General features: G+C 35.2%; 21 protein-coding genes and 8 pseudogenes. 17 read left to right on the top strand and 12 right to left on the bottom strand.

Going from position 1 to position 26,840, the window contains the following annotated elements; translation table 11 throughout:
• Positions 1 to 40: 40 nt before the first annotated feature.
• Positions 41 to 556: pseudogene (locus ACE38O_RS04315) on the bottom strand (exopolysaccharide biosynthesis protein); the annotation flags it as partial.
• A gap of 68 nt (positions 557 to 624) precedes the next feature.
• On the opposite strand from ACE38O_RS04315, the pseudogene ACE38O_RS04310 reads away from it, so the two are divergent.
• A pseudogene (locus ACE38O_RS04310) lies at positions 625 to 1,629 on the top strand (IS481 family transposase).
• 19 nt (positions 1,630 to 1,648) lie between these two features.
• Here the strand turns inward: ACE38O_RS04310 and ACE38O_RS04305 are convergent.
• Both ACE38O_RS04305 and ACE38O_RS04300 read right to left on the bottom strand, forming a co-directional pair.
• A complete protein-coding gene (locus tag ACE38O_RS04305) occupies positions 1,649 to 2,887 on the bottom strand; it encodes an IS256-like element ISWpi15 family transposase (RefSeq protein ID WP_374698228.1) in 1,239 nt (412 codons plus the stop codon).
• Positions 2,888 to 3,100: 213 nt separating this feature from the next.
• A pseudogene (locus ACE38O_RS04300) lies at positions 3,101 to 3,424 on the bottom strand (helix-turn-helix domain-containing protein); the annotation flags it as partial.
• A gap of 75 nt (positions 3,425 to 3,499) precedes the next feature.
• Here ACE38O_RS04300 and ACE38O_RS04295 point away from each other — a divergent pair.
• A pseudogene (locus ACE38O_RS04295) lies at positions 3,500 to 3,646 on the top strand (IS481 family transposase); the annotation flags it as partial.
• Positions 3,647 to 3,981: 335 nt separating this feature from the next.
• Here the strand turns inward: ACE38O_RS04295 and ACE38O_RS04290 are convergent.
• Positions 3,982 to 5,232 carry a hypothetical protein gene (locus tag ACE38O_RS04290; RefSeq protein WP_374698363.1) on the bottom strand — a complete coding sequence of 417 codons (1,251 nt, stop codon included), beginning with the start codon at positions 5,230 to 5,232 and terminating at the stop codon, positions 3,982 to 3,984.
• A 225-nt stretch (positions 5,233 to 5,457) separates the two neighbouring features.
• Positions 5,458 to 6,735, bottom strand: a complete 1,278-nt coding sequence (locus tag ACE38O_RS04285) for an adenylosuccinate synthase (protein ID WP_374699082.1) — start codon at positions 6,733 to 6,735, stop codon at positions 5,458 to 5,460.
• 188 nt (positions 6,736 to 6,923) lie between these two features.
• Between ACE38O_RS04285 and ACE38O_RS04280 the strand changes: the two genes are divergently transcribed.
• A complete protein-coding gene (locus tag ACE38O_RS04280; protein WP_374698362.1) occupies positions 6,924 to 8,573 on the top strand; it encodes a hypothetical protein in 1,650 nt (549 codons plus the stop codon).
• A gap of 54 nt (positions 8,574 to 8,627) precedes the next feature.
• Positions 8,628 to 9,716 (top strand): annotated as a pseudogene (locus ACE38O_RS04275) (IS481 family transposase).
• A gap of 35 nt (positions 9,717 to 9,751) precedes the next feature.
• Here ACE38O_RS04275 and ACE38O_RS04270 read toward each other — a convergent pair.
• Positions 9,752 to 9,880: pseudogene (locus ACE38O_RS04270) on the bottom strand (helix-turn-helix domain-containing protein); the annotation flags it as partial.
• Between the two features lie 46 nt (positions 9,881 to 9,926).
• Here ACE38O_RS04270 and ACE38O_RS04265 point away from each other — a divergent pair.
• The 4 genes and pseudogenes from ACE38O_RS04265 to ACE38O_RS04250 all read left to right on the top strand — a co-directional run bounded on the left by ACE38O_RS04265 (position 9,927) and on the right by ACE38O_RS04250 (position 12,252).
• Positions 9,927 to 10,133 (top strand): hypothetical protein, encoded by a 207-nt coding sequence (locus ACE38O_RS04265; protein WP_374698361.1) that lies wholly within the window; start codon positions 9,927 to 9,929, stop codon positions 10,131 to 10,133.
• 146 nt (positions 10,134 to 10,279) lie between these two features.
• Positions 10,280 to 10,543, top strand: a complete 264-nt coding sequence (infA, locus tag ACE38O_RS04260) for a translation initiation factor IF-1 (RefSeq protein ID WP_164224845.1) — start codon at positions 10,280 to 10,282, stop codon at positions 10,541 to 10,543.
• A complete protein-coding gene (locus ACE38O_RS04255) occupies positions 10,521 to 11,102 on the top strand; it encodes a Maf family nucleotide pyrophosphatase (RefSeq protein WP_374698360.1) in 582 nt (193 codons plus the stop codon). The genes infA and ACE38O_RS04255 overlap by 23 nt, the downstream gene beginning before the upstream one ends.
• A 61-nt stretch (positions 11,103 to 11,163) precedes the next feature.
• A pseudogene (locus ACE38O_RS04250) lies at positions 11,164 to 12,252 on the top strand (IS481 family transposase).
• Positions 12,253 to 12,270: 18 nt separating this feature from the next.
• Here ACE38O_RS04250 and ACE38O_RS04245 read toward each other — a convergent pair.
• Positions 12,271 to 12,486: pseudogene (locus ACE38O_RS04245) on the bottom strand (helix-turn-helix domain-containing protein); the annotation flags it as partial.
• A gap of 133 nt (positions 12,487 to 12,619) precedes the next feature.
• Here ACE38O_RS04245 and ACE38O_RS04240 point away from each other — a divergent pair.
• Entirely contained in the window at positions 12,620 to 13,210 is a 591-nt protein-coding gene (locus ACE38O_RS04240; protein ID WP_374698359.1) for a hypothetical protein, read from the top strand.
• A gap of 212 nt (positions 13,211 to 13,422) precedes the next feature.
• Entirely contained in the window at positions 13,423 to 14,634 is a 1,212-nt protein-coding gene (locus ACE38O_RS04235) for a hypothetical protein (protein ID WP_374698358.1), read from the top strand.
• A 36-nt stretch (positions 14,635 to 14,670) separates the two neighbouring features.
• Here the strand turns inward: ACE38O_RS04235 and metG are convergent, their stop codons facing one another.
• Complete coding sequence (gene metG, locus ACE38O_RS04230; RefSeq protein ID WP_374698357.1) at positions 14,671 to 16,296, bottom strand: methionine--tRNA ligase; 1,626 nt, start codon at positions 16,294 to 16,296, stop codon at positions 14,671 to 14,673.
• A 139-nt stretch (positions 16,297 to 16,435) separates the two neighbouring features.
• Between metG and ACE38O_RS04225 the strand changes: the two genes are divergently transcribed.
• The gene (locus ACE38O_RS04225) at positions 16,436 to 16,906 is read left to right on the top strand and encodes a TrbC/VirB2 family protein (RefSeq protein ID WP_374698356.1); all 471 of its coding nucleotides are present in this window, start codon (positions 16,436 to 16,438) and stop codon (positions 16,904 to 16,906) included.
• A 25-nt stretch (positions 16,907 to 16,931) separates the two neighbouring features.
• Here the strand turns inward: ACE38O_RS04225 and ubiG are convergent, their stop codons facing one another.
• Entirely contained in the window at positions 16,932 to 18,101 is a 1,170-nt protein-coding gene (gene ubiG / locus ACE38O_RS04220) for a bifunctional 2-polyprenyl-6-hydroxyphenol methylase/3-demethylubiquinol 3-O-methyltransferase UbiG (RefSeq protein ID WP_374698355.1), read from the bottom strand.
• 188 nt (positions 18,102 to 18,289) lie between these two features.
• Between ubiG and dnaG the strand changes: the two genes are divergently transcribed.
• Together dnaG and ACE38O_RS04210 are read left to right on the top strand one after the other, a co-directional pair.
• Entirely contained in the window at positions 18,290 to 20,038 is a 1,749-nt protein-coding gene (gene dnaG / locus ACE38O_RS04215; protein WP_374698354.1) for a DNA primase, read from the top strand.
• A 407-nt stretch (positions 20,039 to 20,445) separates the two neighbouring features.
• Entirely contained in the window at positions 20,446 to 21,528 is a 1,083-nt protein-coding gene (locus tag ACE38O_RS04210) for an efflux RND transporter periplasmic adaptor subunit (RefSeq protein ID WP_374698353.1), read from the top strand.
• Positions 21,529 to 21,601: 73 nt separating this feature from the next.
• Here the strand turns inward: ACE38O_RS04210 and grxD are convergent, their stop codons facing one another.
• From grxD to ACE38O_RS04195, 3 genes are all read right to left on the bottom strand, one after another.
• Positions 21,602 to 21,925, bottom strand: coding sequence for a Grx4 family monothiol glutaredoxin (gene grxD / locus ACE38O_RS04205; RefSeq protein ID WP_374698352.1), 324 nt, complete (start codon positions 21,923 to 21,925; stop codon positions 21,602 to 21,604).
• A gap of 15 nt (positions 21,926 to 21,940) precedes the next feature.
• A complete protein-coding gene (locus ACE38O_RS04200) occupies positions 21,941 to 22,159 on the bottom strand; it encodes a BolA/IbaG family iron-sulfur metabolism protein (protein WP_096641415.1) in 219 nt (72 codons plus the stop codon).
• Between the two features lie 78 nt (positions 22,160 to 22,237).
• Positions 22,238 to 23,560, bottom strand: a complete 1,323-nt coding sequence (locus ACE38O_RS04195; RefSeq protein ID WP_374698351.1) for a malic enzyme-like NAD(P)-binding protein — start codon at positions 23,558 to 23,560, stop codon at positions 22,238 to 22,240.
• 126 nt (positions 23,561 to 23,686) lie between these two features.
• Here ACE38O_RS04195 and pgsA point away from each other — a divergent pair, with 126 nt between their 5' ends.
• From pgsA to ACE38O_RS04175, 4 genes are all read left to right on the top strand, one after another.
• Complete coding sequence (gene pgsA / locus ACE38O_RS04190) at positions 23,687 to 24,229, top strand: CDP-diacylglycerol--glycerol-3-phosphate 3-phosphatidyltransferase (RefSeq protein ID WP_374698350.1); 543 nt, start codon at positions 23,687 to 23,689, stop codon at positions 24,227 to 24,229.
• A 108-nt stretch (positions 24,230 to 24,337) separates the two neighbouring features.
• Positions 24,338 to 25,270, top strand: a complete 933-nt coding sequence (locus tag ACE38O_RS04185) for a hypothetical protein (RefSeq protein WP_374698349.1) — start codon at positions 24,338 to 24,340, stop codon at positions 25,268 to 25,270.
• 59 nt (positions 25,271 to 25,329) lie between these two features.
• Positions 25,330 to 26,037 (top strand): outer membrane protein assembly factor BamD, encoded by a 708-nt coding sequence (locus ACE38O_RS04180; protein WP_374698348.1) that lies wholly within the window; start codon positions 25,330 to 25,332, stop codon positions 26,035 to 26,037.
• Positions 26,038 to 26,097: 60 nt separating this feature from the next.
• A complete protein-coding gene (locus ACE38O_RS04175) occupies positions 26,098 to 26,838 on the top strand; it encodes a YebC/PmpR family DNA-binding transcriptional regulator (protein ID WP_374698347.1) in 741 nt (246 codons plus the stop codon).
• Positions 26,839 to 26,840: the final 2 nt, after the last annotated feature.

The raw sequence follows: 26,840 nt of genomic DNA, 5'->3' as shown, positions 1-26,840 counted from the left end.
TTACACTAATGCTTCATTTTTTGTTAAGGTGTTGTAAAACCTAACTATGTACGAAGCTTTTAAGAAGAGAAAGTGCTCCGGTTATAAGTTGTGGTCCTTTGACTATTACAACAAGAGTAAGCAACAACGCACACAATGACACTAAAACTCCCAATATGGATAGAAACCCGTCTTTACTCATAATACCAAGTGAAATAAGAATTACGCCAATTGCAGGAAGGAAGTGAGTAAAAGGTAAAGGAAGAGCTATTATTATTGCACAAAGCAACATCATAAAAGCCAGAATCTTCTCACCAGGCCCATAGAAAATGAAAGACAGTCTTGGCTTCATGAATTTTTCTATTTTTTCTAATACAGGGGAAGTTTTCTCTACCACAAGAGCTAGTGTTGAACGTTGAAAAGATTTTCTTTCTAGCCAACTGGGCATCCAAGGAGAATCAAATCCAAATAGAAGCTGCAGTGAGAATAAGATTAAAGGTATAGAAAGAATAGTTGTATAACCAGGTGGAACCGGTATAGGCACCGATAGCGGCAAGGAGAAGATGATTATTTGTATTAAATAGGACTTGATCTGACACTTAAAATAAGTAAGTTATAAAATAATAAAAGAAAGGAGTGTTAGAAATGAGTACAATACAAACAAAAATACTAAAACCAAAGCTAGGGTTATTAGAGCTAGCAAAACAACTAGGAAATGTATCTCAAGCATGCAAAGTGATGGGATACTCAAGAGATACATTTTATCGGTTTAAGGAGTTATATGAAAATGGAGGAGAGGAAGCATTACATGAAATAAGTAAGAAAAAACCGCTATTAGCGAACAGAGTTTCCGACGATATAGAAAGAGCAGTGATTGGTATAGCAACAGAATTTCCAGCATATGGGCAAGAAAGAGCTGCAAATGAACTGAGAAAAAGAGGTATAATAATTTCTCAGGGAGGAGTAAGGTCTGTATGGCTAAGAAATGACCTTGAAACTCTCAAAAAGAGACTTAAAGCGCTAGAGACAAAAGTAGCTTAAGAAGGAATCATTTTAACTGAAGAACAACTTACAGCTTTAGAAAAAGTTAAAGAACAAAGGGAAGCTCATGGTGAAATTGAGACACAACATCCAGGTTATTTGGGTTCTCAAGATACCTATTATGTGGGCAATATCAAAGGTATAGGGCTAATTTATCAGCAGACTTTTGTTGATACTTATTCGAGAGTTGCAATGGTTAAACTTTACACGGACAGAACAGCTATTACAGCTGCAGACCTCCTCAACGATAGAGTTATTCCATTTTTTGATGAGCAGAAAATTCCATTATTACGCATTCTAACTGATAGGGGTACAGAGTATTGTGGCAAGCCAGAAAATCACGCTTATCAGTTATATTTGGGAATCGAAAATATCGATCATTCTAGAACCAAAGCCAACTCTCCACAAACCAATGGCATATGTGAAAGATTTCATAGAACCATGCAAGATGAGTGTTACAATATTATCTTTAGAAAGAAAATCTACAATTCTTTGGAAGATCTACAGATTGATGTTGATTATTGGTTGCGTTCTTATAATGAGACAAGGCCTCACTCGGGTAAGTATTGCTATGGCAAAACACCTATGCAAACGGGGAGTGTTAAATAAACTGTGTCAAACCGCATTTTTAGTTCAACTCAATTTTCAATCTGCCAGGAAAGAAAACATCAAGTTGAGAGATAGTTAATGCCCAATCATGTACAGGCATCGTCCACTTTTCCTCTGCCTTCTTTATAGCACAATATACCTGCTTATACAAGGCATTTATGCTGGTAAATGAGCCTTTGGTCTTAGTGAATTTCCTAATTTGCCTATGTAGCCCCTCTATGGGATTGGTGGTGTAGATTATCCTCCTAACTGGACCAGAATACTTAAAATAACCAGACAAGTTTTCCCAATTATTCTGCCAAGATTTTATAACCATAGGGTACTTTGTGCCCCATTTTTCATCCAATTCCAACAGATAATTCTCGGTAATTTCCTTGCTTGAAGCTTGATATACCTTCTTTAAATCGCTCAAAAAACTCTTCGCATCTTTACTGGCCACATACTTCAGTGAGTTGCGTATCTGATGCACTATACACATCTGCACTTCCGCATTAGGAAAGACACTGTTTATAGCTGCAGGAAAGCTTTTCAGCCCATCAACGCAGGCAATAAGGATATCTTCTACTCCTCTTTCTTTGAGGTCATTTAGCACTCCCAACCAGAAGTTAGCTCCTTCACTTTCAGCCAAATAAAAACCTAATACTTCTTTTTTGCCATTTTGATCTATGCCTAATATGTTATACATGCATTTACTTACGCAATGCCCGTCCTCTTTGACTTTAAAAAACATGCCATCCATGAAAACTATCGGATATACAGACTGCAGCGGGCGACTACGCCATTCGTTGATTACTGGTAGCAATTTGTCAGTAATACTTGATATCTCTGCCGCCGATATTTTGTGATCATAAATTTCCTCAACATGTGACACTATATCTCTATAGCCCATACCACTGGCAAATGTGCTCAAAATCTTCGTTTCAAGCTCTGGATGTAAGTTTGTTTGCCTTTTTTTGACTATTTGTGGTTCGAAACTTCCTTCCCTATCTCTTGGCGTCAAAAGCTCAAATGACCCTGCGCTTGTACGTAAAGTCTTTGCATTCCTCCCATTTCTTCGATTATTCTCTTCGCTTTCAGCCGACAAGTGGTTTTCTATTTCACCTTCCAGGCTTACCTCCAGCAACTTTTTTATAAACGGTGTTAATGCTCCATCTCTTCCTGTCAACGGTCTTCCTTCTCGTATAGACGACAGGATATTTGTTTCTAATTCTTTATAATCTACCAAACCGGTAGTTCTGTTTACTACTTTCTGACTCATTGTCAAACCTCCATTTTTTTATATCAATTTATTACTTTTTTTTCGGTTTGACACAGTTTATTTAACACTCCCTGCAAACGTTTTTTGATAGTAAATATATTGCTTTTCAGAAAAACATTAGTAGCATTAAACAAGAGCCTGATATTAGTTTTGACTACCTCAATTCTTCTGTCAGTTAATTCTTGTCTGTCACATTAAATCTTGTCTTTTACACCTTACTCCTCCCTGAGAAATTATTATACCTCTTTTTCTCAGTTCATTTGCAGCTCTTTCTTGCCCATATGCTGGAAATTCTGTTGCTATACCAATCACTGCTCTTTCTATATCGTCGGAAACTCTGTTCGCTAATAGCGGTTTTTTCTTACTTATTTCATGTAATGCTTCCTCTCCTCCATTTTCATATAACTCCTTAAACCGATAAAATGTATCTCTTGAGTATCCCATCACTTTGCATGCTTGAGATACATTTCCTAGTTGTTTTGCTAGCTCTAATAACCCTAGCTTTGGTTTTAGTATTTTTGTTTGTATTGTACTCATTTCTAACACTCCTTTCTTTTATTATTTTATAACTTACTTATTTTAAGTGTCAGATCAAGTCCTATTTAATACAGAAGGCCTCACTCGGGTAAGTATTGCTATGGCAAAACACCTATGCAAACGTTTTTTGATAGTAAATATATTGCTTTTCAGAAAAACATTAGTAGCATTAAACAAGAGCCTGATATTAGTTTTGACTACCTCAATTCTTCTGTCAGTTAATTCTTGTCTGTCAGATTAAATCTTGTCTTTTACACCTTAGCTTTCCTTTTTCTTCATATACACTTTTAAGTTCTTGTGCTTTCCCTTGTAGCTCTGCTAACGCGCTTGCTAACTCTTCATCTTTTTGTGCCAGTTCAGTTTGCAATTTTGTGTTTTTTTGCTCTTCTTTTCCAAACCTGTTTTGTAAATCAGTTATTTGTTGTGAAGCAACTTCCGTCTGAGTTGCAATCTGTTGTAAATTGACTTCCGTTTGAGTTTCGGTTTATTGTGAATTAATTTCTGTCTGAGTTGCAATCTGTTGTAATTTAACTTCTGTTTGAGTTGATGCATTGCTATTATATAGAAGGAGAAGGATGAAGGCTATTGTCATCATCAACTTTAGGGTCTGGACCTTTCGATTCCCCCCCTGGTTCCTTATCTTGATAGGCCGCTATAGATTCATTTTGAAAATTATTATTAGCAGTAGGTACAACATCAGCAGCCTTACCCTTTTCTAGTGATTTCATTACAGCATCATGTAAGGAGAGACCTTGAATATATAATTCATCGTTTTGCTTTATTAATTCTAGGATCTCCTCCGATGACACAAAATCTTCACCATCAAATTTTAGTACTTCAGTTATGTCGCTACTACTCACATTCATAATCATGGTACACATTCTGGATCCATTCTCTACAGGCCAAGTGCTTGTCATTTCATAACATGCGCCTTCTTTAAATTCATAATATCTTTTCTTATCTTCTTGATGAGCGTATATTTCATGTTTTTTATTGCAATAGATATTCAATTCTTTAATATCTTTCTCTTGCTGTAAAATGTCACTAATTCTTGTTGGCTCACTTCTATTGTAATTAATAAGGTTAACATTCAAAACTCTATGAGCGTTATCAGTTTCTGTGTAATAAGCTTGAAGCTCTACGTCTTTCCTCTCAAAATATTTACTTGCAGCTTTTTTTCCCAGCTCTGCCAACTTTATGTATTTATTTATATCTTCCTTAAAGCTCTTATTAGCAGACTCTGTTACTGCTTTATCTATGTACGTTTGTTTAAAATCTCTATCGTTATCGTTTATTAGGTCATAAAAACTCCACTCATCCCCAAAAGCCCCCTGCACGTAAGTGAAATTCTTTTTTTCCTTTAGTTTTCTTAAGAACCACACCTTTTCTTTCAGATTTTCCAGTTGAAAGCTTATCCTTGCCTTTACACTAGAGTTTTTGGCAGGAATACTAACTTTTTCTAATCCTTTAAGTAATTTATTATCTTTTATAATTGAGTAGCAAAACTTTACAATAGCAGAATTTGCAAACGAAGAATCTTTTTTTACACCTTCATCAATAATTTCTTTAAAACGTGCAAATTGAGGTAGAACATAAAAATCGATTATTTCTTTTTCTGATCTCGTTTTATCAGCATAAGAGGTATTACCTAATTGTGAATATAACTCTTTGAATGTATGGTAGATAAGCGTAGAGTAATAAACTTCCCTATTCAGTGAAGTTGGTCCAATACAAAAATGCTTTTCAAATTGATCACCTATTTTTCCTGCCTCTGCTGCTTTGTCTCCCTTAGTCAAACCTCCAATCATAACACACCTCCTTTGACTGTGTTTATATTATACTAATTAACATATATTCAAAAAAATCAAACCACGTTCTACACCAATTTTATGATTATTGTGTAAAAATAACTGCAAGTGTTAACCTTGAGCTTTTATCTTTCATGATACACTGCTCACTTACTACCTTGCATAATAGACTATTCAAAGTTACGCAAGTATTTTTTTTATTGGATAAAAGTTAAAAAAACGTTTTCAGAAATCTTTAAGCTTAATAACATCCTCTCTCTTTGGGCTGGTTGAAATGAGATGAATTGGTACGCCTATTAATTTTTCTACCCTATCTATATATTTTATTAAATTGATAGGCAATGCTTTAATCGGCCTTTTACCTTGAGTGTTTTCTTTCCAGCCAGGAAACTCTTCATATATTGGCTCTAATTCTTCTTGTATTGAATGTGATGCGGGTAAATAATCATACATTTTTCCGCTATACTTGTAACCAGCACATATTTTAATTGTGTCAAAAGAATCAAGGATATCTAGTTTAGTTAATACAATACTTGAGACTCCAGAAAGTTGCACAGCCTGGCGCACTAAAACTGCGTCAAACCATCCGCAGCGCCTTCTTCTATTGCTCACTGTTCCAAGTTCCTTGCCTACAGTAAATAAGCTATCTCCAATCTCGTTCTTTTGCTCAGTAGGGAATGGACCATTGCCCACTCTTGTTGTATAAGCTTTTACCACACCAATAATGTAAGCATTGGAGGCTAATCCTGAGCCTGTTATTGCTTGCGACGCTACAGTATTACTTGAAGTAACAAAAGGGTAAGTTCCGTGGTCGATGTCTAAAAACGTGCCTTGGGCGCCTTCAAATATTATTTTCTTACCTTCTTTCATAAAGCTATTCAATATCTTCCACACAGGTTTTTTATATGAAAGAATTTTTTCTGAAATCTCTTGAATTTCCTTTAATATTTCTTCTTTTTTAACCATCTGGTAGTTAAGGCCTTTCCTGATAGCATTGTGGTAATTAAGAAGAGTATCCACTCTTTTATTGAGCTCATCTGCGTTTTCTAAGTCACAAAGGCGTATAGCTCTTCTGCCAACTTTATCTTCATAACATGGCCCTATCCCTTTGTTTGTTGTACCAATTTTGTGATTTCCGTTTAAATCTTCAAATAGCTTTTCCTTGTCCTTATGTACGCTAAGTATTAATGGACAGCTCTCGGATACCATCAAGTTGTTATAGTTTACGTCCACTCCTTTAACTTTCAATGACTCTATTTCTGAGATTAGAGCATGTGAATCAAGAGCAACACCGTTTCCTATAATAGATATTTTGCCCGTTCTCAAAACAGCAGAGGGCAGTAAATTTAATTTATAAACCTCATCATCTATTACTATAGTGTGCCCTGCATTATTTCCTCCCTGAAATCTCACAACTACATCTGCATTCTCAGAAAGATAATCTACTATTTTACCCTTGCCTTCGTCACCCCATTGCAGACCAACAATTACAATGTTATTCATCATTATTTTCTAAATTAATACATAAATATTAATGCAGTACGCTACAAATGGAAAGAGAAATTTAAAATCTTACACCTTTCCTACACCTCTTAAATAAAGAAATATACTATCGACTTTTTTTATATATTATCAAATTATTCATCATTATATGATACAACTTACAGCGCATTTACAGTAAGGTATTAATTATGAAAGAGAGGAAGGATAGTCCAGTAGTTAGATTAAAGGCCACAGCTAAAAAGTTCAATTTTAGTAAATTAAAAGCCGGTCAAGATAATAAATTAGCAAATTCTGGTGAAACAATGTTCTTAGATTTTCAAAGGATGAATTTTATTATTAACGGAAAAAAAATAGATAAAAATCTTATTATTGCATTTAAGGAAGGAGCTAAGCACTGCAAAAGCGAACTTTTTAATAGTGATGATATATATAATGACGAAATATTTAACAAAAAAGGAACAAGAGAAATAGATACGGATCGTGGCAAAGCTTTTGTTGCTTCAGTACTCGAAGATATTGAGAAAGAGCTTGTAAGTAATGCATTGGGTGAGCTGTGGAAAAATCACTGTGAAAATCCCAAAATTGCTGATCATCAAATGACCGATTCATATAAGAAAGAATTTGAAGAATTTTACAATGCTGGCCATGGGTATATCCATCTATTACCTACAGAGAGAGATGAAAACAAGGATTACCGTTCCTTTGCAAAAGAAGTTTTCAAGAAAATGTTTAGATACGCTGGGGCAGAAGTTCCAAGTGATGCTATTTTAGAAGAGCTAGTCACCAATTGTAATCAAGCAGGGTATGAGGCTGCTCCATTTATACAAACCCAACTTGCACTTGGACAGTCGTTCATAGTAGAAAATCCTAAAAAAGTAATAAACATTGATTGTGCTAACCAAAATAATGTGAGAATTAGATCTGATATGAGGCTACCGATACTTTCTGTCAAAGATCAAGTTATGCATGGGGATAAGATATGTAATCTGCCCAGTTCATTGGAATTTACAATTGAATCTCACAATGGTGAAAACTTTGTAACATACGGTGAGGGTAAATTGTCACTTACTATTCCTGAAGAGTTAAAAAATTATAAAGATAATGGCAAGAGCTTGTTTGACATTATTAAAGAATATTTTCAGAAATTCTGTGCAAAATTAGGATTTAAATCTGAGATAAGAATACAAATAGAGCGTAACTTCGGTGCTCAAAGTAACTATTTAGATGGTACAATATCTACTACAGGATCGGATGCAAATGAAGAGTTTATCAATCTTTTAAGCGAAAATCTCAGAGAGAGGTTCTTGGGGTCAGGAGTTGCTCTAGAAGATGAAGATGTTAATGATCTTGTTGAAGTCAGAGTATCTACAGTTATGGATCTATTGAGTAATTATGCTAAATTGGAAGATAATAAAGAAAACAGAGAGTTATTAATAAGTGAAGTAGCAGATAATTTAGGGCTTTCCTTTCAAGGTAAAATAGCATCAGAAGTATTGAAAGAGTTTGATGATGAAATGTTAATGCATACAGAAGGTATAGATAATAACATAGGTCAACATATAATGGAATTAGGCTCTTTACCTTCTTTGATAAGAGGCCATATTAATCATAATCAAGTGCAGTCTGTTGTAAATACTTTTATTAAGTTAATTATTGAAGGGAAAAGCGAAGTATACAAAGAAAAAAATGCAATTAATGCAATTGATGCAATTTATCAGAAGGTAGATAAGGCAATTGTTGAGCAAGAAAAAAGAGCAACCAACAAACAAGATATAGAAAATGATAAATGGACAGATAGAATCAAAAAACAGAAATTATCTGTATTAAATAGGACTTGATCTGACACTTAAAATAAGTAAGTTATAAAATAATAAAAGAAAGGAGTGTTAGAAATGAGTACAATACAAACAAAAATACTAAAACCAAAGCTAGGGTTATTAGAGCTAGCAAAACAACTAGGAAATGTATCTCAAGCATGCAAAGTGATGGGATACTCAAGAGATACATTTTATCGGTTTAAGGAGTTATATGAAAATGGAGGAGAGGAAGCATTACATGAAATAAGTAAGAAAAAACCGCTATTAGCGAACAGAGTTTCCGACGATATAGAAAGAGCAGTGATTGGTATAGCAACAGAATTTCCAGCATATGGGCAAGAAAGAGCTGCAAATGAACTGAGAAAAAGAGGTATAATAATTTCTCAGGGAGGAGTAAGGTCTGTATGGCTAAGAAATGACCTTGAAACTCTCAAAAAGAGACTTAAAGCGCTAGAGACAAAAGTAGCTTAAGAAGGAATCATTTTAACTGAAGAACAACTTACAGCTTTAGAAAAAGTTAAAGAACAAAGGGAAGCTCATGGTGAAATTGAGACACAACATCCAGGTTATTTGGGTTCTCAAGATACCTATTATGTGGGCAATATCAAAGGTATAGGGCTAATTTATCAGCAGACTTTTGTTGATACTTATTCGAGAGTTGCAATGGTTAAACTTTACACGGACAGAACAGCTATTACAGCTGCAGACCTCCTCAACGATAGAGTTATTCCATTTTTTGATGAGCAGAAAATTCCATTATTACACATTCTAACTGATAGGGGTACAGAGTATTGTGGCAAGCCAGAAAATCACGCTTATCAGTTATATTTGGGAATCGAAAATATCGATCATTCTAGAACCAAAGCCAACTCTCCACAAACCAATGGCATATGTGAAAGATTTCATAGAACCATGCAAGATGAGTGTTACAATATTATCTTTAGAAAGAAAATCTACAATTCTTTGGAAGATCTACAGATTGATGTTGATTATTGGTTGCGTTCTTATAATGAGACAAGGCCTCACTCGGGTAAGTATTGCTATGGCAAAACACCTATGCAAACGTTTTTTGATAGTAAATATATTGCTTTTCAGAAAAACATTAGTAGCATTAAACAAGAGCCTGATATTAGTTTTGACTACCTCAATTCTTCTGTCAGTTAATTCTTGTCTGTCACATTAAATCTTGTCTTTTACACCTTAAACCGATAAAATGTATCTCTTGAGTATCCCATCACTTTGCATGCTTGAGATACATTTCCTAGTTGTTTTGCTAGCTCTAATAACCCTAGCTTTGGTTTTAGTATTTTTGTTTGTATTGTACTCATTTCTAACACTCCTTTCTTTTATTATTTTATAACTTACTTATTTTAAGTGTCAGATCAAGTCCTATTTAATACATCTTTAAGCTTTGATAGTGAATCTGATAATGAGTCTTATGTTCCACAGGAAGGGGACAATGATAGCGCATATGATAGCAATGAGGAGAATTGTGATAATCATCCTTGTAGTTCAGTTCTAGTCCTAGGGTCCGTAAGTCCTATCAGAGCACAGGCAAGGAGTAGAAGCGTAGATAGGTAGCTCGCCTTCCTCTCGCATTATTGTGAAGATGGTTGGGGTTAAGTTGCAAGAGAAATACTTAAGTGGGGTGCAAAAAGTCTTTTGTGTTGATAATAATTTAAAATCTATAGTAGACTGAAAAAGATTATTAAATTATAATATAACATATGATAAAAGACGAGAAATCAAAAACAATTTTTGAAGTGGAAGGGGCAGTAACTGCTTTACTACCTGCAGCAGAATTTAGAGTGAAACTGGACAATGAACATGAGATTATCTGTCATGTATCAGGGAAAGTGAGAAGAAGTAAAATACGCATCATTATAGGGGATAGGGTGTTAGTTGAGATGAGCATTTACGATAGGAATGCGAAAAAAGGTCGGATCATTAGAAGGCTTAAAGGTACAAGTGACAGAACGATCTCTAAATAATCTTATTCTTGCTTCATCATCGAAAAGGCGTATAGCTTTACTAAAACAAATCAATATTAAGCCAGGCTTAGTTTTGCCAGCAGATATAGACGAAACTCCTTTGAAAAAGGAACTTCCGAAGGATTACTCAATCCGTATGGCAAAAAGTAAAGCTGAGAAAATACAAAGCTCAAATCCAGATCATTTTGTGCTTGGCGTTGATACAGTTGTTGCTTGTGGTAGAAGGATATTGCTTAAAGCTGAAAACGTTGAGCAAGCAGAAAAATGCATCCGCTTGTTATCAGGAAGAAGGCATAGAGTATATACCAGTGTGTGTCTATTAACTCCCGATCAATCTAAACAACATATTAGAACTGTGGTTACAATAGTGAAATTTAAACGTCTCAGTGAACAAGAAATTAAGTATTATTTAGCATCAGAAGAGTGGAAAAATAGGGCAGGGGGATGCAATATACAAGGCCTAGCTGGGATGTTCGTATTGTTCTTACGCGGCTCCTACTCTTCCGTTATAGGGTTACCATTACATGAAACCTATTGTTTGCTAAGTTGTATTAAATAGGACTTGATCTGACACTTAAAATAAGTAAGTTATAAAATAATAAAAGAAAGGAGTGTTAGAAATGAGTACAATACAAACAAAAATACTAAAACCAAAGCTAGGGTTATTAGAGCTAGCAAAACAACTAGGAAATGTATCTCAAGCATGCAAAGTGATGGGATACTCAAGAGATACATTTTATCGGTTTAAGGAGTTATATGAAAATGGAGGAGAGGAAGCATTACATGAAATAAGTAAGAAAAAACCGCTATTAGCGAACAGAGTTTCCGACGATATAGAAAGAGCAGTGATTGGTATAGCAACAGAATTTCCAGCATATGGGCAAGAAAGAGCTGCAAATGAACTGAGAAAAAGAGGTATAATAATTTCTCAGGGAGGAGTAAGGTCTGTATGGCTAAGAAATGACCTTGAAACTCTCAAAAAGAGACTTAAAGCGCTAGAGACAAAAGTAGCTTAAGAAGGAATCATTTTAACTGAAGAACAACTTACAGCTTTAGAAAAAGTTAAAGAACAAAGGGAAGCTCATGGTGAAATTGAGACACAACATCCAGGTTATTTGGGTTCTCAAGATACCTATTATGTGGGCAATATCAAAGGTATAGGGCTAATTTATCAGCAGACTTTTGTTGATACTTATTCGAGAGTTGCAATGGTTAAACTTTACACGGACAGAACAGCTATTACAGCTGCAGACCTCCTCAACGATAGAGTTATTCCATTTTTTGATGAGCAGAAAATTCCATTATTACGCATTCTAACTGATAGGGGTACAGAGTATTGTGGCAAGCCAGAAAATCACGCTTATCAGTTATATTTGGGAATCGAAAATATCGATCATTCTAGAACCAAAGCCAACTCTCCACAAACCAATGGCATATGTGAAAGATTTCATAGAACCATGCAAGATGAGTGTTACAATATTATCTTTAGAAAGAAAATCTACAATTCTTTGGAAGATCTACAGATTGATGTTGATTATTGGTTGCGTTCTTATAATGAGACAAGGCCTCACTCGGGTAAGTATTGCTATGGCAAAACACCTATGCAAACGTTTTTTGATAGTAAATATATTGCTTTTCAGAAAAACATTAGTAGCATTAAACAAGAGCCTGATATTAGTTTTGACTACCTCAATTCTTCTGTCAGTTAATTCTTGTCTGTCACATTAAATCTTGTCTTTTACACTGTTCGCTAATAGCGGTTTTTTCTTACTTATTTCATGTAATGCTTCCTCTCCTCCATTTTCATATAACTCCTTAAACCGATAAAATGTATCTCTTGAGTATCCCATCACTTTGCATGCTTGAGATACATTTCCTAGTTGTTTTGCTAGCTCTAATAACCCTAGCTTTGGTTTTAGTATTTTTGTTTGTATTGTACTCATTTCTAACACTCCTTTCTTTTATTATTTTATAACTTACTTATTTTAAGTGTCAGATCAAGTCCTATTTAATACACATTACCTTTACTTGTGCTATAATTTTAATAGTAAATTATTTATTTTAGTGAGGTATACAGTGAAAAATATATTTAATAAAACTAACGCACCCTATCTTGCAGTCGGTGTTCTGGCTACTCTAACTTTATTAGCATCTGGAGTGTTTGCTGTAGCTCCTTATGCTCAGTTCTTAGCTCCAGTTGCAGCCTTAAGTGTTGGCCTGCCATTTATTATTAGTGGCGCTATAATTTCTGCTGTAGTTGTTGCACTTTCATCTGTAGCAATTAGCAAGAACAAAACTATTTCTCAACAGGAGAAGTTTGAAAGTTGTGTAGCTCAAAGGAAGCAGGAAGAAGAAAATGGAAGAGCGGAGTTAGAGGCTAAGGGTTTACTTCCTGACGTTATTGCATTGCCTGAGATTTCTCGACAAGAAAATTTTTCAAATCGCATGGCTCAAAGGAAGCAGGAAGAAGAAAAGGAAAGAGCAGAGTTAAAGGCTAAGGGTTTACTTCCTGACATTATCGCTCTTCCGTATAAAGATACTGAGACTCCTAGCCCAGAAAATGAGCCAGCTAAAGAAGAAAATGGTCAAGGCTGGGGTGCATGGATTAAGTCGTTCTTTACTAGTACTGAAGTATCACATCCAAGTAATGAAGGTAAGAGCCTTTAAAGAGGTAATCTCACCCAGGAGAAATAGTTCAAAACTATTTCTCCTCTTTAGCATCAATCCTAAAAAAACCCGCAGATGCCTGAACTTACGCACGTATTGCATGTGAATTGGTTCTTGTTCCCAAGTTCATTAATTATTTTTTATGTAAAAAGTTAACTTGACAATTTCTTAAAAATCCTTTTATAATGGTATTATATTTTATAATACGTGAGATGATAAGTAAAAACAATGTACCCTATCTTGTAGCTGGTGCTCTGGCTACTCTAACTTTATTAGCATCTGGAGTGTTTGCTGCAGCTCCTTATATTGGTTTCTTAGCTCCAGTTGCAGCATTAAGTGTTGGCCTGCCATTTATTATTGGTTGTGCTGTATTTTTTGTTGTAACTATTGCACTTTCGTATAAAGCAATTAGTAAGAACAAAACTATTTCTGAGAAAGATGTTCAACTGGCTGAGAAAGTAGAAGAAATATCTAAAAAAGATGCTCAACTAGCTAAAGAAGAAGATAAAGTACAGGCTCAAAAGCAAACAATTTCTGAGTTAGAAGCTAAGATACAAGCTCAAGAGCAAACAATTTCTGGGCAAAATGACCAACTGACTAAAAAAGAAGCGGAAGTAAAAGCTAAAGAGGAGGAAAATTCTAAGCAAAAAATTGAAATTAATAAAAAAAATGAGGAGATTGATAATCAAAAAAAAGAAATAGAAGAACTTAAACACAAGAAAACTTTTGTTCCGCAAGCAATGAAGAATATCAAAGAAGCATCTCAAGAAGTATTTGCATATGTAGCAGAAGCCTACAGTAGTGGGCGCGTTCATAGTACTATTAAGCAGCGCCTTAGTGATGTTGCGAATGACTTAAAAAATGTCGTAGGTAGTGCGAAAAATGCTTATGGCACATCAGTTGAGTATGTAAAAGGGAAATTTAATAGTGCTGGAAATAAATTAAAAAATGTTTATGGTACATCAGTTGAGTATACAAAAGGAGCACTTAACAGCGTTGGAAGCAGCTTGTACAGTAGACTTTATGGTACTAAGGTTTCTAGTCCGGAAGAGCAGTTTAAGCGTGAAGATGGATCTAAACCTAGTATGCAAGAACTAACTCGTTTAGATTATGATGTTTCTAGTCAACTGGCTGGGGATGAAGAAGATATATTTTATGATGCAGAATCTGGTGGTGAAAAAGATCCTGAGATTTCTAGCCCAGAAAGTCAGCCGGCTGAAAAAGAAGAAACTAAAGTTAGTGGTTATTTTAATCAAGTAGTGAGCACAGCTAATTGGCTTACTAGTCAAGCAACAAAAGCTATGGGTTATTTGCCTTATGTTTTTTATAATTATGCTACCACTCCTGTATCAGCATCGCTTGATGATGTTAATATAACTAAATCGTTTGTTACTGATTCTAGTATAACCAGCCCGGTACTTTAAAACAAAATAGTAGAGGGCATATTATATGCTCTCTACTCAAATATCAACCCTCAAAAAAACCGGCGTAGGTTTAGGCAATGTTATGCCTGAACTTACACACGCGTCGCACAAAGATTTTAAATCTCGTTGTTCTTTCGGAATTTGCAGTTGATTTAGTATCATCTCTGCTGACTTGGGAACGATTGGCTGCAATAAAATGCCTATTATCCTGATATATTCCAGTAACTTGTAAATTACTAAATTCATGCGCTCTCTGTCAGTTTTGCTTAGTGTCCAGGGTGCACTTTTGTCTATGTAGGCATTTGCTTCAGAAGAGATGTTGATGATTAGAAGTATGATATGGTTAAATTCATACTTTGATAGGTGATTCATCACTTGATCGAGTATAGCTTTGCAACCTGGAAGACTTTCTTCACCTTTAAGTAGGCTTTGATCGATTGTTGGTACAATTCCAGAACATTGCTTGTGTAAAAATGAAATTGTTCTTTGTACTAAATTGCCTATGTTGTTTGCCAGTTCTGAATTTATCCGGCTGATCATATTTTTCTTACTAAAGTTGCCATCTTGGCCGAAGCTTGCTTCCCTGAGGAGAAAATAGCGTAGCTGATCAACACCAAACTCTTGAGCGAGGCCAATTGGATCTATGACATTACCAAGGGACTTGGATATTTTCTCTCCCTCGTTCAACCACCAACCATGAACTGCAATTTGTTTTGGCAGTGGCAGGTCTGCTGCAAGGAGAATCGCTGGCCAATATACAGCATGAAAGCGCAATATGTCTTTACCGATTACATGAACGTTGAAAGAGTTGTCAGCTAGGTTTGCAGCGCTTGACACTGGAATCTGCGTTTTCCCTTGGTTTGGTGTCATTCCAGTGCTTGACACTGGAATCTGTGTTTCTGGTTCTGCCCAAAACCTCTTATATTCCTCACCTTCAGTACTAGGGAAACCTATTGATGTAAGATAATTGGTTAATGCATCTATCCAGACATAGATTACGTGTTTGTCATTACCTGGTACTTTTATTCCCCAGTTAAAACTAGTGCGAGAGATTGAGAGGTCAATGAGCCCTGATCTTACAAACGATATCACTTCATTTCTTCTGCTCTCAGGAAAGATAAAACTTGGCTGATTTTTATAGAGTTCCAGTAATTTTTCTTGCCAGTTTGATAAGCGAAAAAAGTAACTCTCTTCTTTTATCCACTGGACCTCAGCACCTGTTGGTGCTTTGCCATCTATCAGCTCTGACTCCTGATAAAATGCTTCATCACGAACTGAATACCAACCCGAATAGGAATCCAAATATATTTGTCCTCTCTCTTCAAGTCTATTCCATAAAGCTATCACTGCTTTTTTGTGACGTTCCTCCGTAGTGCGAATAAAATCGTCATACTCAAAATTCATGAACTTAGCCAATTCTTTAAATGAAACGCTCACTTCATCTGTAAATTCTTTTGGCTGCATTTCCTTTGCTTTAGCTGCTTTTTCTATTTTTTGTCCATGTTCATCTGTGCCTGTGGTAAATTTGACATTTTTTCCAGCTAATTTCATGAACCTTGTCACCACATCACACAAAAGAGAAGTATATGCATGACCAATGTGTGGTTTGTCGTTTACGTAATATATTGGCGTGGTGATGTAAAAGTTCTCAAATCGATCCATGGTTTAGCATTTTGATAAAAATCAACTGAGTTAATTATAGTATTAAAAAGGCAGTAATAAATAAATATTGATTGGGTTGAACATAATTTTTGAAAAAAGCTATTTACTGAAATTTCATTGAAATATGGAACAATCAGGCATGATTATTGACAGAACAATGGGAAATTTTCTTGTAATTCTATTTATAGTTTTCTATGCATTTGATGCACACGCTGATGGAGCAACAGATGTAATGTGTAATGTAATAGGTTACGTTCATGGAATAGGTGGACCAATGATTACAGTGGTAATAATTGGTACAAGCTTACTTGCAATATTTGGAAGAATGCCTTGGCCTGCACTTTTTGCACTGGGTATGTTTGTTGCTGTGTTTTTTGGTGCTCCTCAAATTGTAACAAAGGTAACAGAAAAAGAAGTTTGTTGTCTTGATAAGAGACAAACATTGAATAATGGAAAGTGTGTTGCTGCTCCTGGATATGAATACATAGGTCGTGATCGCTGTGGCCCTTGGAGAAACGTGGTTCGAGGATGTTGTCCTAATGGCTGGGTGGTCACTAGTAAGGGCAGATGTAAGAAACCTGGTCTAGATCCTTCAAAGTATTGGAAGTGAAAATGGTGCTTTTATAGAGTTAAATCTAACCACTCATCAAACCACAAAGTATATAATTAACATCCACGCCTTTAGTTAGATTCCACTCACGCTTTATTACGTTGTACTCCATGCCAGCCATGTTTTGCAGCGTTACATTATTTTCTCTTAAGTGATTTGCAATTTCTGACGGCTTGAGAAATTTATTCCAATTATGCGTACCCTTAGGCAGCCAATTTAATATATACTCCGCACCAACTATTGCAAGACAGAAGGATTTGATAGTTCTATTTATTGTGGATATAAAGATTAGCCCTTCTGGTTTCAGCAATTCTATTGCTCTTCTCATAAAGAATTCTAAATTATCTACATGCTCGACTACTTCCATCAGCAGAACCACGTCGTACTTCTTGTCATTGCTTAGCTCTTCAATGCTGGTGTGCATATATTCTACATTAAGCCCTACTTTTTTCGCATGTGATTGTGCCACTTTGATGTTTTCTGCGCATACATCTATTCCTGAAACGTTAATGCCAATACGTGCCATTGACTCTGATAAAATGCCACCACCACACCCGATATCAAGAAGTGATATTTCATTTAAGTCACATTTTTTTAACTCTTTTATTTTCTCAATAATGTAAGATACTCTCACAGGATTCATCATGTGCAATGGCTTAAATTTACCATTCTCATCCCACCATTCACCTGCCATTTTAGCAAATTTTGATATTTCATCTTCGTTATAAGTTTTTGTTTTTTTTTCCTTAGAGGTTATATTACTGAGTTTATCAAGACGTTTTTTATGTCTGCTTTCTTTTGAAAATTCTGTTTCGAGGAATTGTTTGACTATGTCTTTTGCTAATCCACTCGCAGTAAATCCTGCACCAAGACACAGTACATTTGCGTTGCCATGCTCGCGAGCTAATTTTGCGATCTCAACACTATTGCATAAAGCAGCGTAGATTCCTTCAAAACGATTTGCCACAGTACTCATGCCCAAACCTGTACCACAAATTAATATCCCATAATTTGCTTTTTTGCTTGTTATATCTTCTACAACTTTAACAGCATAGTCTGGGTAATCTACACACTTTTGCTTAGCAGTGCAGCCTTGATCTACCGCTGTGTAACCCAGGGTTTCCAGGTAGGATTTTATTTCTGATTTTAATTCATAACCAGCATGATCTGAGGCAATTGATATTATATCTGACATATAAAAAGTTGATCTTGCATAACCTAAGGATATTTATATGGGTAATTTATTTTGATCTTTCTGTCAAGCCGTTCTGTCAAGCCGTTTTAATACTCCTGATCTTTCGGGAGTCCTAAAGCTTGAAATAAATTTCGAGTCAGATGTGTATAAATTCTATATAATTTTTATCCTACTACTAATTCAATAAGATGGATCACATAGATATTATAAAATCAAAATTATTATTATCTGACATAGTAGGTAAAAAAGTCAGGCTAATAAAAAGAGGAGATAGTTTTGTTGGGCTCTGTCCATTTCATAACGAAAAAACCCCATCTTTTTTGGTGAGCAATACTAAGGGGTTATATTACTGTTTTGGTTGTTCAGCTAGTGGTGATGCATTTGAATTTATTTCACAAACTGAGGGATTAAGCTTTAAAGAAGCATTGAAAAGATTAGCATCGGTTACAGGTGTTGAACTGCCCAAAAGTCTTAGTATTACAAAAGGGGACAATAAACTATTTTTAGCGCTTGATTTAGCTGCAAATTGGTTTGCACAAAAAAATCAGGGCGTTGTAGATTATTTAAAGCAGCGCAAGATTTTACCTGAAATCATAGATAAATTTAAGATAGGTTATGCACCAAGCTCTGGTTTGAAAGAGTATTTAAACTCTTCAGGTATTGAAGACAAAATTTTAATTGATATTGGATTAGTAAACAAAAATTTTCGTGATTATTTTTATGATCGACTCATGTTTCCTATATGCAACATTGTAGGGAGAGTTATTGGTTTTGGTGGACGTGCGCTGAGCTTTGAGCAACAGCCAAAATATTTAAATAGCCCAGAGAGTCAGCTCTTCAAGAAGAGGGAGAATTTATACGGATTAAACTTTGCTTTAAGCGAAATACGTAAAAAACAGCACATATTTGTTGTTGAAGGATATATGGACACTATAGCGCTACATCAAGCGGGAATTAGTAATGCAGTTGCTCCACTTGGTACCGCAATTTCTGCAGAACAGATAAAAAATCTATGGAGATTTGCTAAAGAAATCTCCATCTGTATGGATGGCGATAGTGCTGGACATCATGCTGCTACCCGAGTTGCAGAACTTGCTCTGCCAATATTAGAGCCTGGATACACGTTAAAGTTTGTGACTTTGCCGAGTAATAAAGATCCATACGATATATGTAACGAACTGGCATACAAGAAAGAAGACGTGTTGACTGCTCTTGACCATTCAACAAAACTGCATTCTGAATATTTATGGCATCACATAATCGATAGCAACTTGCAAAATTATGAAAAACTTGCTCCGGAAAAATATTCAATTCTTGAGCACAAGTTCATGGAATATGTAAATACTATTAGCAACAGCAGTATTAGAAGGTATTATAGAGATTATTTTTACAATAAGGCTAGTGAACTAAGAAGTAACTTCAAAAAACAGATTTTTAATAGTAAAACTAGAGCAACAAAAGGTGAGTATCTTCATAACAAATCTCCAGAGCTAATTGAGGCAGAGCAAAATCAGGCCATAATTTTGCGTATAGCCGTAGAATTTCCTGAAATCTTGAACCGTCCTATATTTTTTGAGCAATTTTCTCATTTTGAATTTACTAATGAGATGAAAAGATTACAACAGCGTGTAATTGATGTAATAAGTAACAAAAGCAAACTTGGTAAAGAGGCTTTGTTACAAGAATTGAAACAGTTTGACGTTATAAAGTATGTATTTGAAAAAACTAGTGTACTAAATAGCCAACTGAACGAGAGAAAATCTGCAGAAATTGTGTGGAATAATATAGTGTTACTAAAAGAATTAAATGCGTTACGAAAAGAAAGAATCGAAGCGAGGCTGAGCGGTAATCTTGACTTAGAGGAAAGGTTAATAGAACAAATAGAGCAAATAGAAAGTAATATACAAGAAATGCAAATGGAGTTTATTGAAAAGTAGAGCTGTTATAAAAAGTTTATGCCAAATTCCAATAAATATAGAGTTTTAATGAACATAGGACAGGCTAATGAATTTATAAAGGACACTTTACAAATTGAAATTGATAGTGTTGAACAATTGGGTATCCGTTTAATGGAGCGTTAAAACTGACCTTACCCTATTTAAATATATACTAATATACTGAGTTTTGTTACAATATTCTTATTTCCATAATATCATTTGATGGAAATTTTCAGTCTTATGCACAACTTTATTTGCAATTTTACATTTTTATTCGATTAAAAATTGCATTTTTACAATAAAAAACTTACTTATTGTAGGAAAATCTTGTGTTTGTTCTCATATAAAACTATTTATGGAGTGACAATGGTGCATGTATTATACTTACATTTCTGATTCGAAAATTTATGCAGTTGTTTCTAACAAAATTAGTCAACAAATTCTATTGTTTAAAGATGAGAAATAAAGTAATCATCATTTCTAGTATTGCTTTTATTCTACTGTTTTTTATCAGCAGTGCATTTTTAAAAAAAGATCAGGCGGTTCATAGTGATAATACAACTAGTAGCTTTTCAGTAAAAACTCAAGAATGTGCGCCGCAAAACCGCACTATATATTTAAATTTTTCTGGTACAGTAAATCCCTTACATAGAGCTAGCCTTGTCTCAAAAATAAGTGGTAAGATTATTGCTATTTATTTACCTGATGGTGAAAAGGTAAAAAGAGATGATGTAGTGTTAAAGATAGAAGATTATGACAGGATTGAGCAAGCTCAGAAAGCCAAAGCTTTATTAAAGCAGCGTGAAATTGAGTATGATTCCTCTTACAAACTGAATAAAACAGGCTATGGAGCACAAATACAAGTAGAAGCAGCTTTTACTGCGTTACAAAGTGCAAAAGCTGACCTAAAAAGGCTAGAATTGGATTTAGAAAATACTGCAGTCAAATCTCCTATAGATGGTTATATTGATAAAATCAATGCAAACGAAGGGGATTTTGTTAATGCTGGGCAAAAAATAGCTGACGTGGTTGATTTCGATCAAATTCTTGTGGTGTTATACGTTTCGGAAAATGAAGTAAATAAAATAGAGCTAGGCAGCACAGCTCAAATTAGTTTACTGGACGGAAAAGAATTGGCAGGTGAAGTAAGTTTTATTAGTAAAATTGTTGAGCCTAAAACTGGGTCTTATAGGGTAGAGGTAAAGGTAATTAATAATAAAATGATATCCTTACAGGGACTAACTGCCAACGTAAGACTACCTTCAGGCGAAAGATTTGCATATAAAGTTCCTTCTTCAGCCCTGAGCTTAAGTGACGAGGGTGCTCTTGGAATAAAGATTGTTGATGACAATAATTATGTAATATTTGTACCAATAGAAATTGTTGATCATGAGAGCGATGGGGTCTGGATAGTAGCAAATAACGAAGGTAAACCCATAAAGTTAATAGTATTGGGCCACCTATTTGTTAAGCCTGGTGATAAGGTTTAAGACATAAGATCCTTTTTCATAGCTTATACTACATTATACCAATCCCAGCGTCTGGGCACTGGTTTCTTGGTACTTATTCCGCAATAATTTTTTTTTCCTTCAATAAATTTTGCAGTTCGCCTTTTTCGTACATCTCGCGAGTGATGTCGCAACCACCGATAAACTCTTCCTTTATATATAATTGTGGAATTGTTGGCCAATCAGAAAACTTTTTTATAGATTCACGTATTTCATCATTCTCCAACACGTTAATATACTTAAACTTCACGTTCAATTTTTTTAGGATTGACACGATGAGCCCAGAGAATCCGCATTGAGGAAAATCAGAAGTGCCTTTCATGTACAACACCACATCACTTTCCGCTATATCTTTTTTTATTTGTTCAAAACTGCTCATAAATTCACCTTATTTTTAAGTATTAGTTTCCAGTTGCAAGGCGTGTATAGACTGACCTTCCAGAGCTTTATATACCATTTTATGCTGTTCTATTTTTGTCTTTCCAAGAAAGCGCTTGGAGGTTATTTTTAAATGATAATGATCATCATCTCCAGCAAGGTCATGAACCTTTATATCAGCGTCGGGGAACGATTGTTTGATGATCCTTTCTAATTCGTGAATTGCAATAGTCATTGATTTGCTTTAAATTACAATACTTTCATTATAAATCTAAAACGACTGGGTGCAATTGAATTATTGATTATATGGTTACTAATATTGTGAAGACAGTAGATTCAGCGTGTTAAGTGCACTAGCAAGGCGAGATTTTAATTGATTTTCATATTTACTCCAATCTTGTATTGCCTTTCTTGCAATACCTGAATCAACTGCGGCTTTTGCAACAGCAGGAGATACTATAGAAATTAATCTTGGGTCAAATGGAGTAGGTATTATATATTCACGTCCATAGCTCATTTTACGACCGCCATAGGCTGCAGATATCTCGTCAGACACTGGCTCACGGGCAAGCTTTGCTATTGCACCTGCAGCCGCAATTTTCATCTCATCATTTATTGTTGTTGCATGTACATCAAGCGCTCCTCTGAATATATAAGGAAATCCCATTACGTTGTTGACTTGATTGTTGTAATCTGACCTGCCAGTTGCGATTATTGCATCTGGCCTCACAGATTTTGCAAACTCAGGCTTTACTTCTGGATCGGGGTTGGCGAGAGCGAAAATAATCGGGTCTTTGCCCATACTCTTTAACATCTCTTCATTTAACACATCTTTTGCAGATAATCCGATGAATACATCAGCGCCTTTTATTGTATCAAGTAGAGAACGTTCGGAAGTATCAATTGCATATTTTTCTTTCCACTCATTCATGTCCTCGTTTCTACCTTTGTATATTACTCCTTGTTTATCACACAGCACTATATTTTTAGCGCCCATGGACTTTAGTATTTCTAAACATGTAATACCGGCTGCTCCAGCTCCATTCATAATGATCTTAACGTCCTCTAATTTCTTTCCGACAATATCAAGAGCATTTTCTATACCAGCTGCAACAACCACTGCAGTTCCATGCTGGTCATCATGGAACACTGGAATATCCATCAGTTCATTCAGACGTTTCTCTATTATAAAACAATCGGGAGATCTTATATCCTCTAAATTTATCCCCCCCCAACTTGGCCCAAGGTACCTTACTGCATTGATGAAATCTTCTATATTTTCTGTACCAACTTCTATATCAACTGCATCAATATCAGCAAAACGCTTAAATAAAACAGCTTTGCCTTCCATGACAGGTTTTGCAGCAAGAGGACCGATATTACCAAGTCCAAGCACTGCAGTGCCATTTGAAACGACAGCTACAAAATTGCTTTTTGCCGTATAATCATAAACAACCTCAGGATTTTTAGCTATTTCAAGGCACGGAGCTGCAACGCCAGGAGAATAAGCAAGTGACAAATCATACTGGGTAGATAAAGGTTTTGTTGGCATGATTGAAATTTTACCAGGGTTACCACCTCTACTGTGATACTTAAGTGCCTCTTGTTTTGTGGTATTATCTAAATCATCGTTCATTCTTATATTTTAAGCTTGTAATTTTTAAGTATATGGAGTTTTTATAAATGTTCAATTGTAAACTATTAGCTTGTGAACTCTGTTGTACTTCTGTATAAGTTTACCTATTACGTAAGATGATATTACATGCTTAAGAAAAACGTGCCTAATTTGCTTACAATTTCTCGTGCACTTGCAATACCAGCAATAATATTAAGTTTTTATATAGAAAATAAATCTGCAGACCTGATAACAATATCAATCTTTGTGTTTGCGTGCATTACGGATTTTTTTGATGGTTACTTGGCGCGTGCGTGGAAAGTCCAATCAAAGTTTGGCAAGCTATTTGATCCAATTGCTGATAAATTAATAGTGGTTTCAACGATAATTATGCTAGTTTATAAGCAGAAGATAAATGATTTTACAATAGTACCATCGATTATCATCATCTGTAGGGAAATATTAGTTTCGGGTTTACGGGAGTTCCTTATAGCTATAAATGTTAGTCTACCTGTAAGCAAAGCTGGCAAAATTAAAACATTTTTGCAGATGGTTGCTGTAGTAGCGCTAATAATGAACGATTACGACACAACTCAATATATAGGTGCAATTTGTTTATGGGTTGCAGCTATTATAACTATGTGGTCAGGCTATAATTATATCCTAGCCGGCATCAAACAGATTGACTGAATTTCTTAAGAAGCAATTAATGTACAAAAGTGGTTAATACTTTCATAATATTGACTGAATAGTTAAAATCCTGTATAATATATTAGTTCATAAATTGATCGGGTTTGTATGACTGGTATTACAGGTAACTCTGGGACTAAGTCTTTTTCTAAAGGACCAGAAGTTGAACAAAATCCTGGAATGGAAGATTTTTTGTTAGGGATTAAAGAAGCAGCAGAAAAAAAGAAGAAGCTAGAACAAGAGCTATTAACACTAAAAAAAAGAGAGCTATATAGACAATGTGTATCATTGGTAACAATGGTTCCATTTGCATTATTTATGGCTATTGAACTGGAAAAAATATGTAGCGATCAGGTATTACTTGGCGTGATAAGTGGCGCGCTAAGCCACACTATATTACCTTCTATGGTCCTATCTCTTATTTGTACGCTATATTTAATTTACAATAATAGGAAAATAGTACAAAAAGAACGAGAGTTGGAGAATATTGAAAATGGAGAGGAAGTAAAGGAAAAAGAGCACAATGTTCCTGACATAGGTCAGTGTTTGATCTATATTGAGGCTATAACAACTGCACTGGTTATTGTAGGTATGATAATGGGTGAAACATCTTCACTTGAAGCAGCAGAGGATGCAATTTTATTTCTTGCCAATGCAATTGCTTTTCTTGCAACTCTTGCTTCTTATATTGGTGAGCATGAAAAAAATAAGAAAAAGGAAACAGAAAAATCTAATCTTGATGAGAAATCTAGCAAGAAAACTAGCAATATGTCTGTAGCCGGATTGGCGCTTGCTGGTTCTTCTATATTTTTAATAAGAAGGATAATGTTAATGGCATTAGCATCATCCTTAAATCCTGCTGTTGGGCCTACTTTAGGCTTGATAGGTATTGCACTTTTTATGGTTGTACAGATATTAACTATACGTTCCTATAGCAAGACGCTGAAAGATCCAAAAGTGGAAGGAAAGGGTGCTTCAACTGGTACTGTTGTTGGCTATAGCGGGGGAGATGATCATAATACAGGGCCGGCTATTGCCTAAGAAATTTATTTATTTAAGTAATATTTAGTCTATACTTTATTTTTATCAAAAAAAATCTTATGTATAAGACTTTAATCACATGCTTTATTTTCCTGGCTTGCTCCTTTACGCAGTCGTATGCGAATGATCTTGAAAAAACCGAAACTGAACTATATGAAGAAGCAGTTGAACTTTTTGACCAGAAAAAATATAAACAAGCTATTAGGGCATTTCAAAAGATAGAGGATTTGTATCCTTTCTCTTATTGGGCAAGGAAAGCAAAATTATTATCTGGTGTGTCTCATTATAATATGGGTAACTATAGCAGTGCTGCAAGTGATATGGATGATTATATATATGTTTATTCAAATGGTGAAGATTTACCATATGTATACTACTTAAGAGTATTATCTTATTACATGCAAATTAATAAAGTGCAACTTGGACAGCAAACTGCATATAAAACTTTAGAGCTGGCTACAGAGTACATTAATCTCTTTCCAGGCAGCGAATATGTAGACGAGATGAAGGAAAAAGCAAAGCTGATCACAGAGCATATATCAACAAAAGAGTACTCTATCGGTAAATTTTACCTGAGGCGTGGTGAATATTTGGCAGCAATTAAGCGTTTCCAGAATATAGCAAGCTATAAAAATTCTAAATATCTTTCTAAATCTATTAACTATTTAATAGCAGCCCATTCAGCTCTTGGCCTTGATAGGGAAGCTGAGCAGTATGAAAGTATGTTATTAGCAGAAAACCTGCAAGATGCCAAGCCGGAGGCTTGAAAATTTGCTTTAGCTTTTTCTACGCTTTTATATATAATTTAGGTTTTTAACTATTTGAATATGGCTGGTCATTCACAATTTTCAAATATAAAACATCGGAAAGGCGCTCAGGATGCAAAGCGCTCTCAAAAATTTACGAAGCTGATTAGAGAAATAACAGTTGCTGCAAAGCAGGGGCTGCCCGATCCCGAACTCAACCCGCGCCTTCGCTCTGCTATATTTGCTGCACGCAAGGAAAATCTACCAAAAGATAAAATAGAAACAGCAATAAAAAATGCAACTGGTAACGTTGCTGGAGAAAATTATGAGGAAATCCAATATGAAGGTCATGGGCCTTCTGGCACTGCACTTATTGTCCATGCCTTGACTAATAACCGCAACCGTACTGCTTCTGAGGTACGTTATATATTTTCTCGCAAGGGTGGAAACTTGGGAGAAACAGGAAGTGTTAGTTATCTTTTTGATCATGTAGGCTTAATCGTCTATAAAGCAGAGGGTGTGAATTTTGACGATTTATTCAGTCATGGAATCGAATTAGAAGTATTGAATCTTGAGGAAAATGACAAAGAAGGATTACACGTTATAACTTGTGAAATAAAAGATTTTGGCAAAGTACGCGATGCCTTTTATGCAAAATTTGGGGAACCAGAACTTGCTCGTCTTTCATGGCAGCCAAAAGATCTAATTGAAATTAGCAATAAAGAGTTGATTGATAAACTATCTGCATTGGTTGAAGAGCTAGAAGATAATGATGATGTACAGCATGTGGAAGGTAATTTTACTTTTGTTGATGCTGTTTAAAT

The sequence above is a fragment of the Wolbachia endosymbiont (group B) of Limnophora tigrina genome (assembly GCF_964263235.1).
Lineage (GTDB): Bacteria > Pseudomonadota > Alphaproteobacteria > Rickettsiales > Anaplasmataceae > Wolbachia.
Note: the sequence above shows the minus strand (reverse complement) of the source record. Positions and strands in the feature narration are given on the sequence as shown.

Coding starts and splice junctions, on each gene's coding strand:
- ACE38O_RS04305 (WP_374698228.1), bottom strand. CDS start 2,887: ATGAGTCAGAAAGTAGTAAACAGAACTACCGGTTTGGTAGATTATAAA.
- ACE38O_RS04290 (WP_374698363.1), bottom strand. CDS start 5,232: ATGATTGGAGGTTTGACTAAGGGAGACAAAGCAGCAGAGGCAGGAAAA.
- ACE38O_RS04285 (WP_374699082.1), bottom strand. CDS start 6,735: ATGAATAACATTGTAATTGTTGGTCTGCAATGGGGTGACGAAGGCAAG.
- ACE38O_RS04280 (WP_374698362.1), top strand. CDS start 6,924: ATGAAAGAGAGGAAGGATAGTCCAGTAGTTAGATTAAAGGCCACAGCT.
- infA (WP_164224845.1), top strand. CDS start 10,280: ATGATAAAAGACGAGAAATCAAAAACAATTTTTGAAGTGGAAGGGGCA.
- ACE38O_RS04235 (WP_374698358.1), top strand. CDS start 13,423: ATGATAAGTAAAAACAATGTACCCTATCTTGTAGCTGGTGCTCTGGCT.
- metG (WP_374698357.1), bottom strand. CDS start 16,296: ATGGATCGATTTGAGAACTTTTACATCACCACGCCAATATATTACGTA.
- ACE38O_RS04225 (WP_374698356.1), top strand. CDS start 16,436: ATGATTATTGACAGAACAATGGGAAATTTTCTTGTAATTCTATTTATA.
- ubiG (WP_374698355.1), bottom strand. CDS start 18,101: ATGTCAGATATAATATCAATTGCCTCAGATCATGCTGGTTATGAATTA.
- dnaG (WP_374698354.1), top strand. CDS start 18,290: ATGGATCACATAGATATTATAAAATCAAAATTATTATTATCTGACATA.
- ACE38O_RS04210 (WP_374698353.1), top strand. CDS start 20,446: ATGCAGTTGTTTCTAACAAAATTAGTCAACAAATTCTATTGTTTAAAG.
- grxD (WP_374698352.1), bottom strand. CDS start 21,925: ATGAGCAGTTTTGAACAAATAAAAAAAGATATAGCGGAAAGTGATGTG.
- ACE38O_RS04200 (WP_096641415.1), bottom strand. CDS start 22,159: ATGACTATTGCAATTCACGAATTAGAAAGGATCATCAAACAATCGTTC.
- ACE38O_RS04195 (WP_374698351.1), bottom strand. CDS start 23,560: ATGAACGATGATTTAGATAATACCACAAAACAAGAGGCACTTAAGTAT.
- pgsA (WP_374698350.1), top strand. CDS start 23,687: ATGCTTAAGAAAAACGTGCCTAATTTGCTTACAATTTCTCGTGCACTT.
- ACE38O_RS04185 (WP_374698349.1), top strand. CDS start 24,338: ATGACTGGTATTACAGGTAACTCTGGGACTAAGTCTTTTTCTAAAGGA.
- ACE38O_RS04180 (WP_374698348.1), top strand. CDS start 25,330: ATGTATAAGACTTTAATCACATGCTTTATTTTCCTGGCTTGCTCCTTT.
- ACE38O_RS04175 (WP_374698347.1), top strand. CDS start 26,098: ATGGCTGGTCATTCACAATTTTCAAATATAAAACATCGGAAAGGCGCT.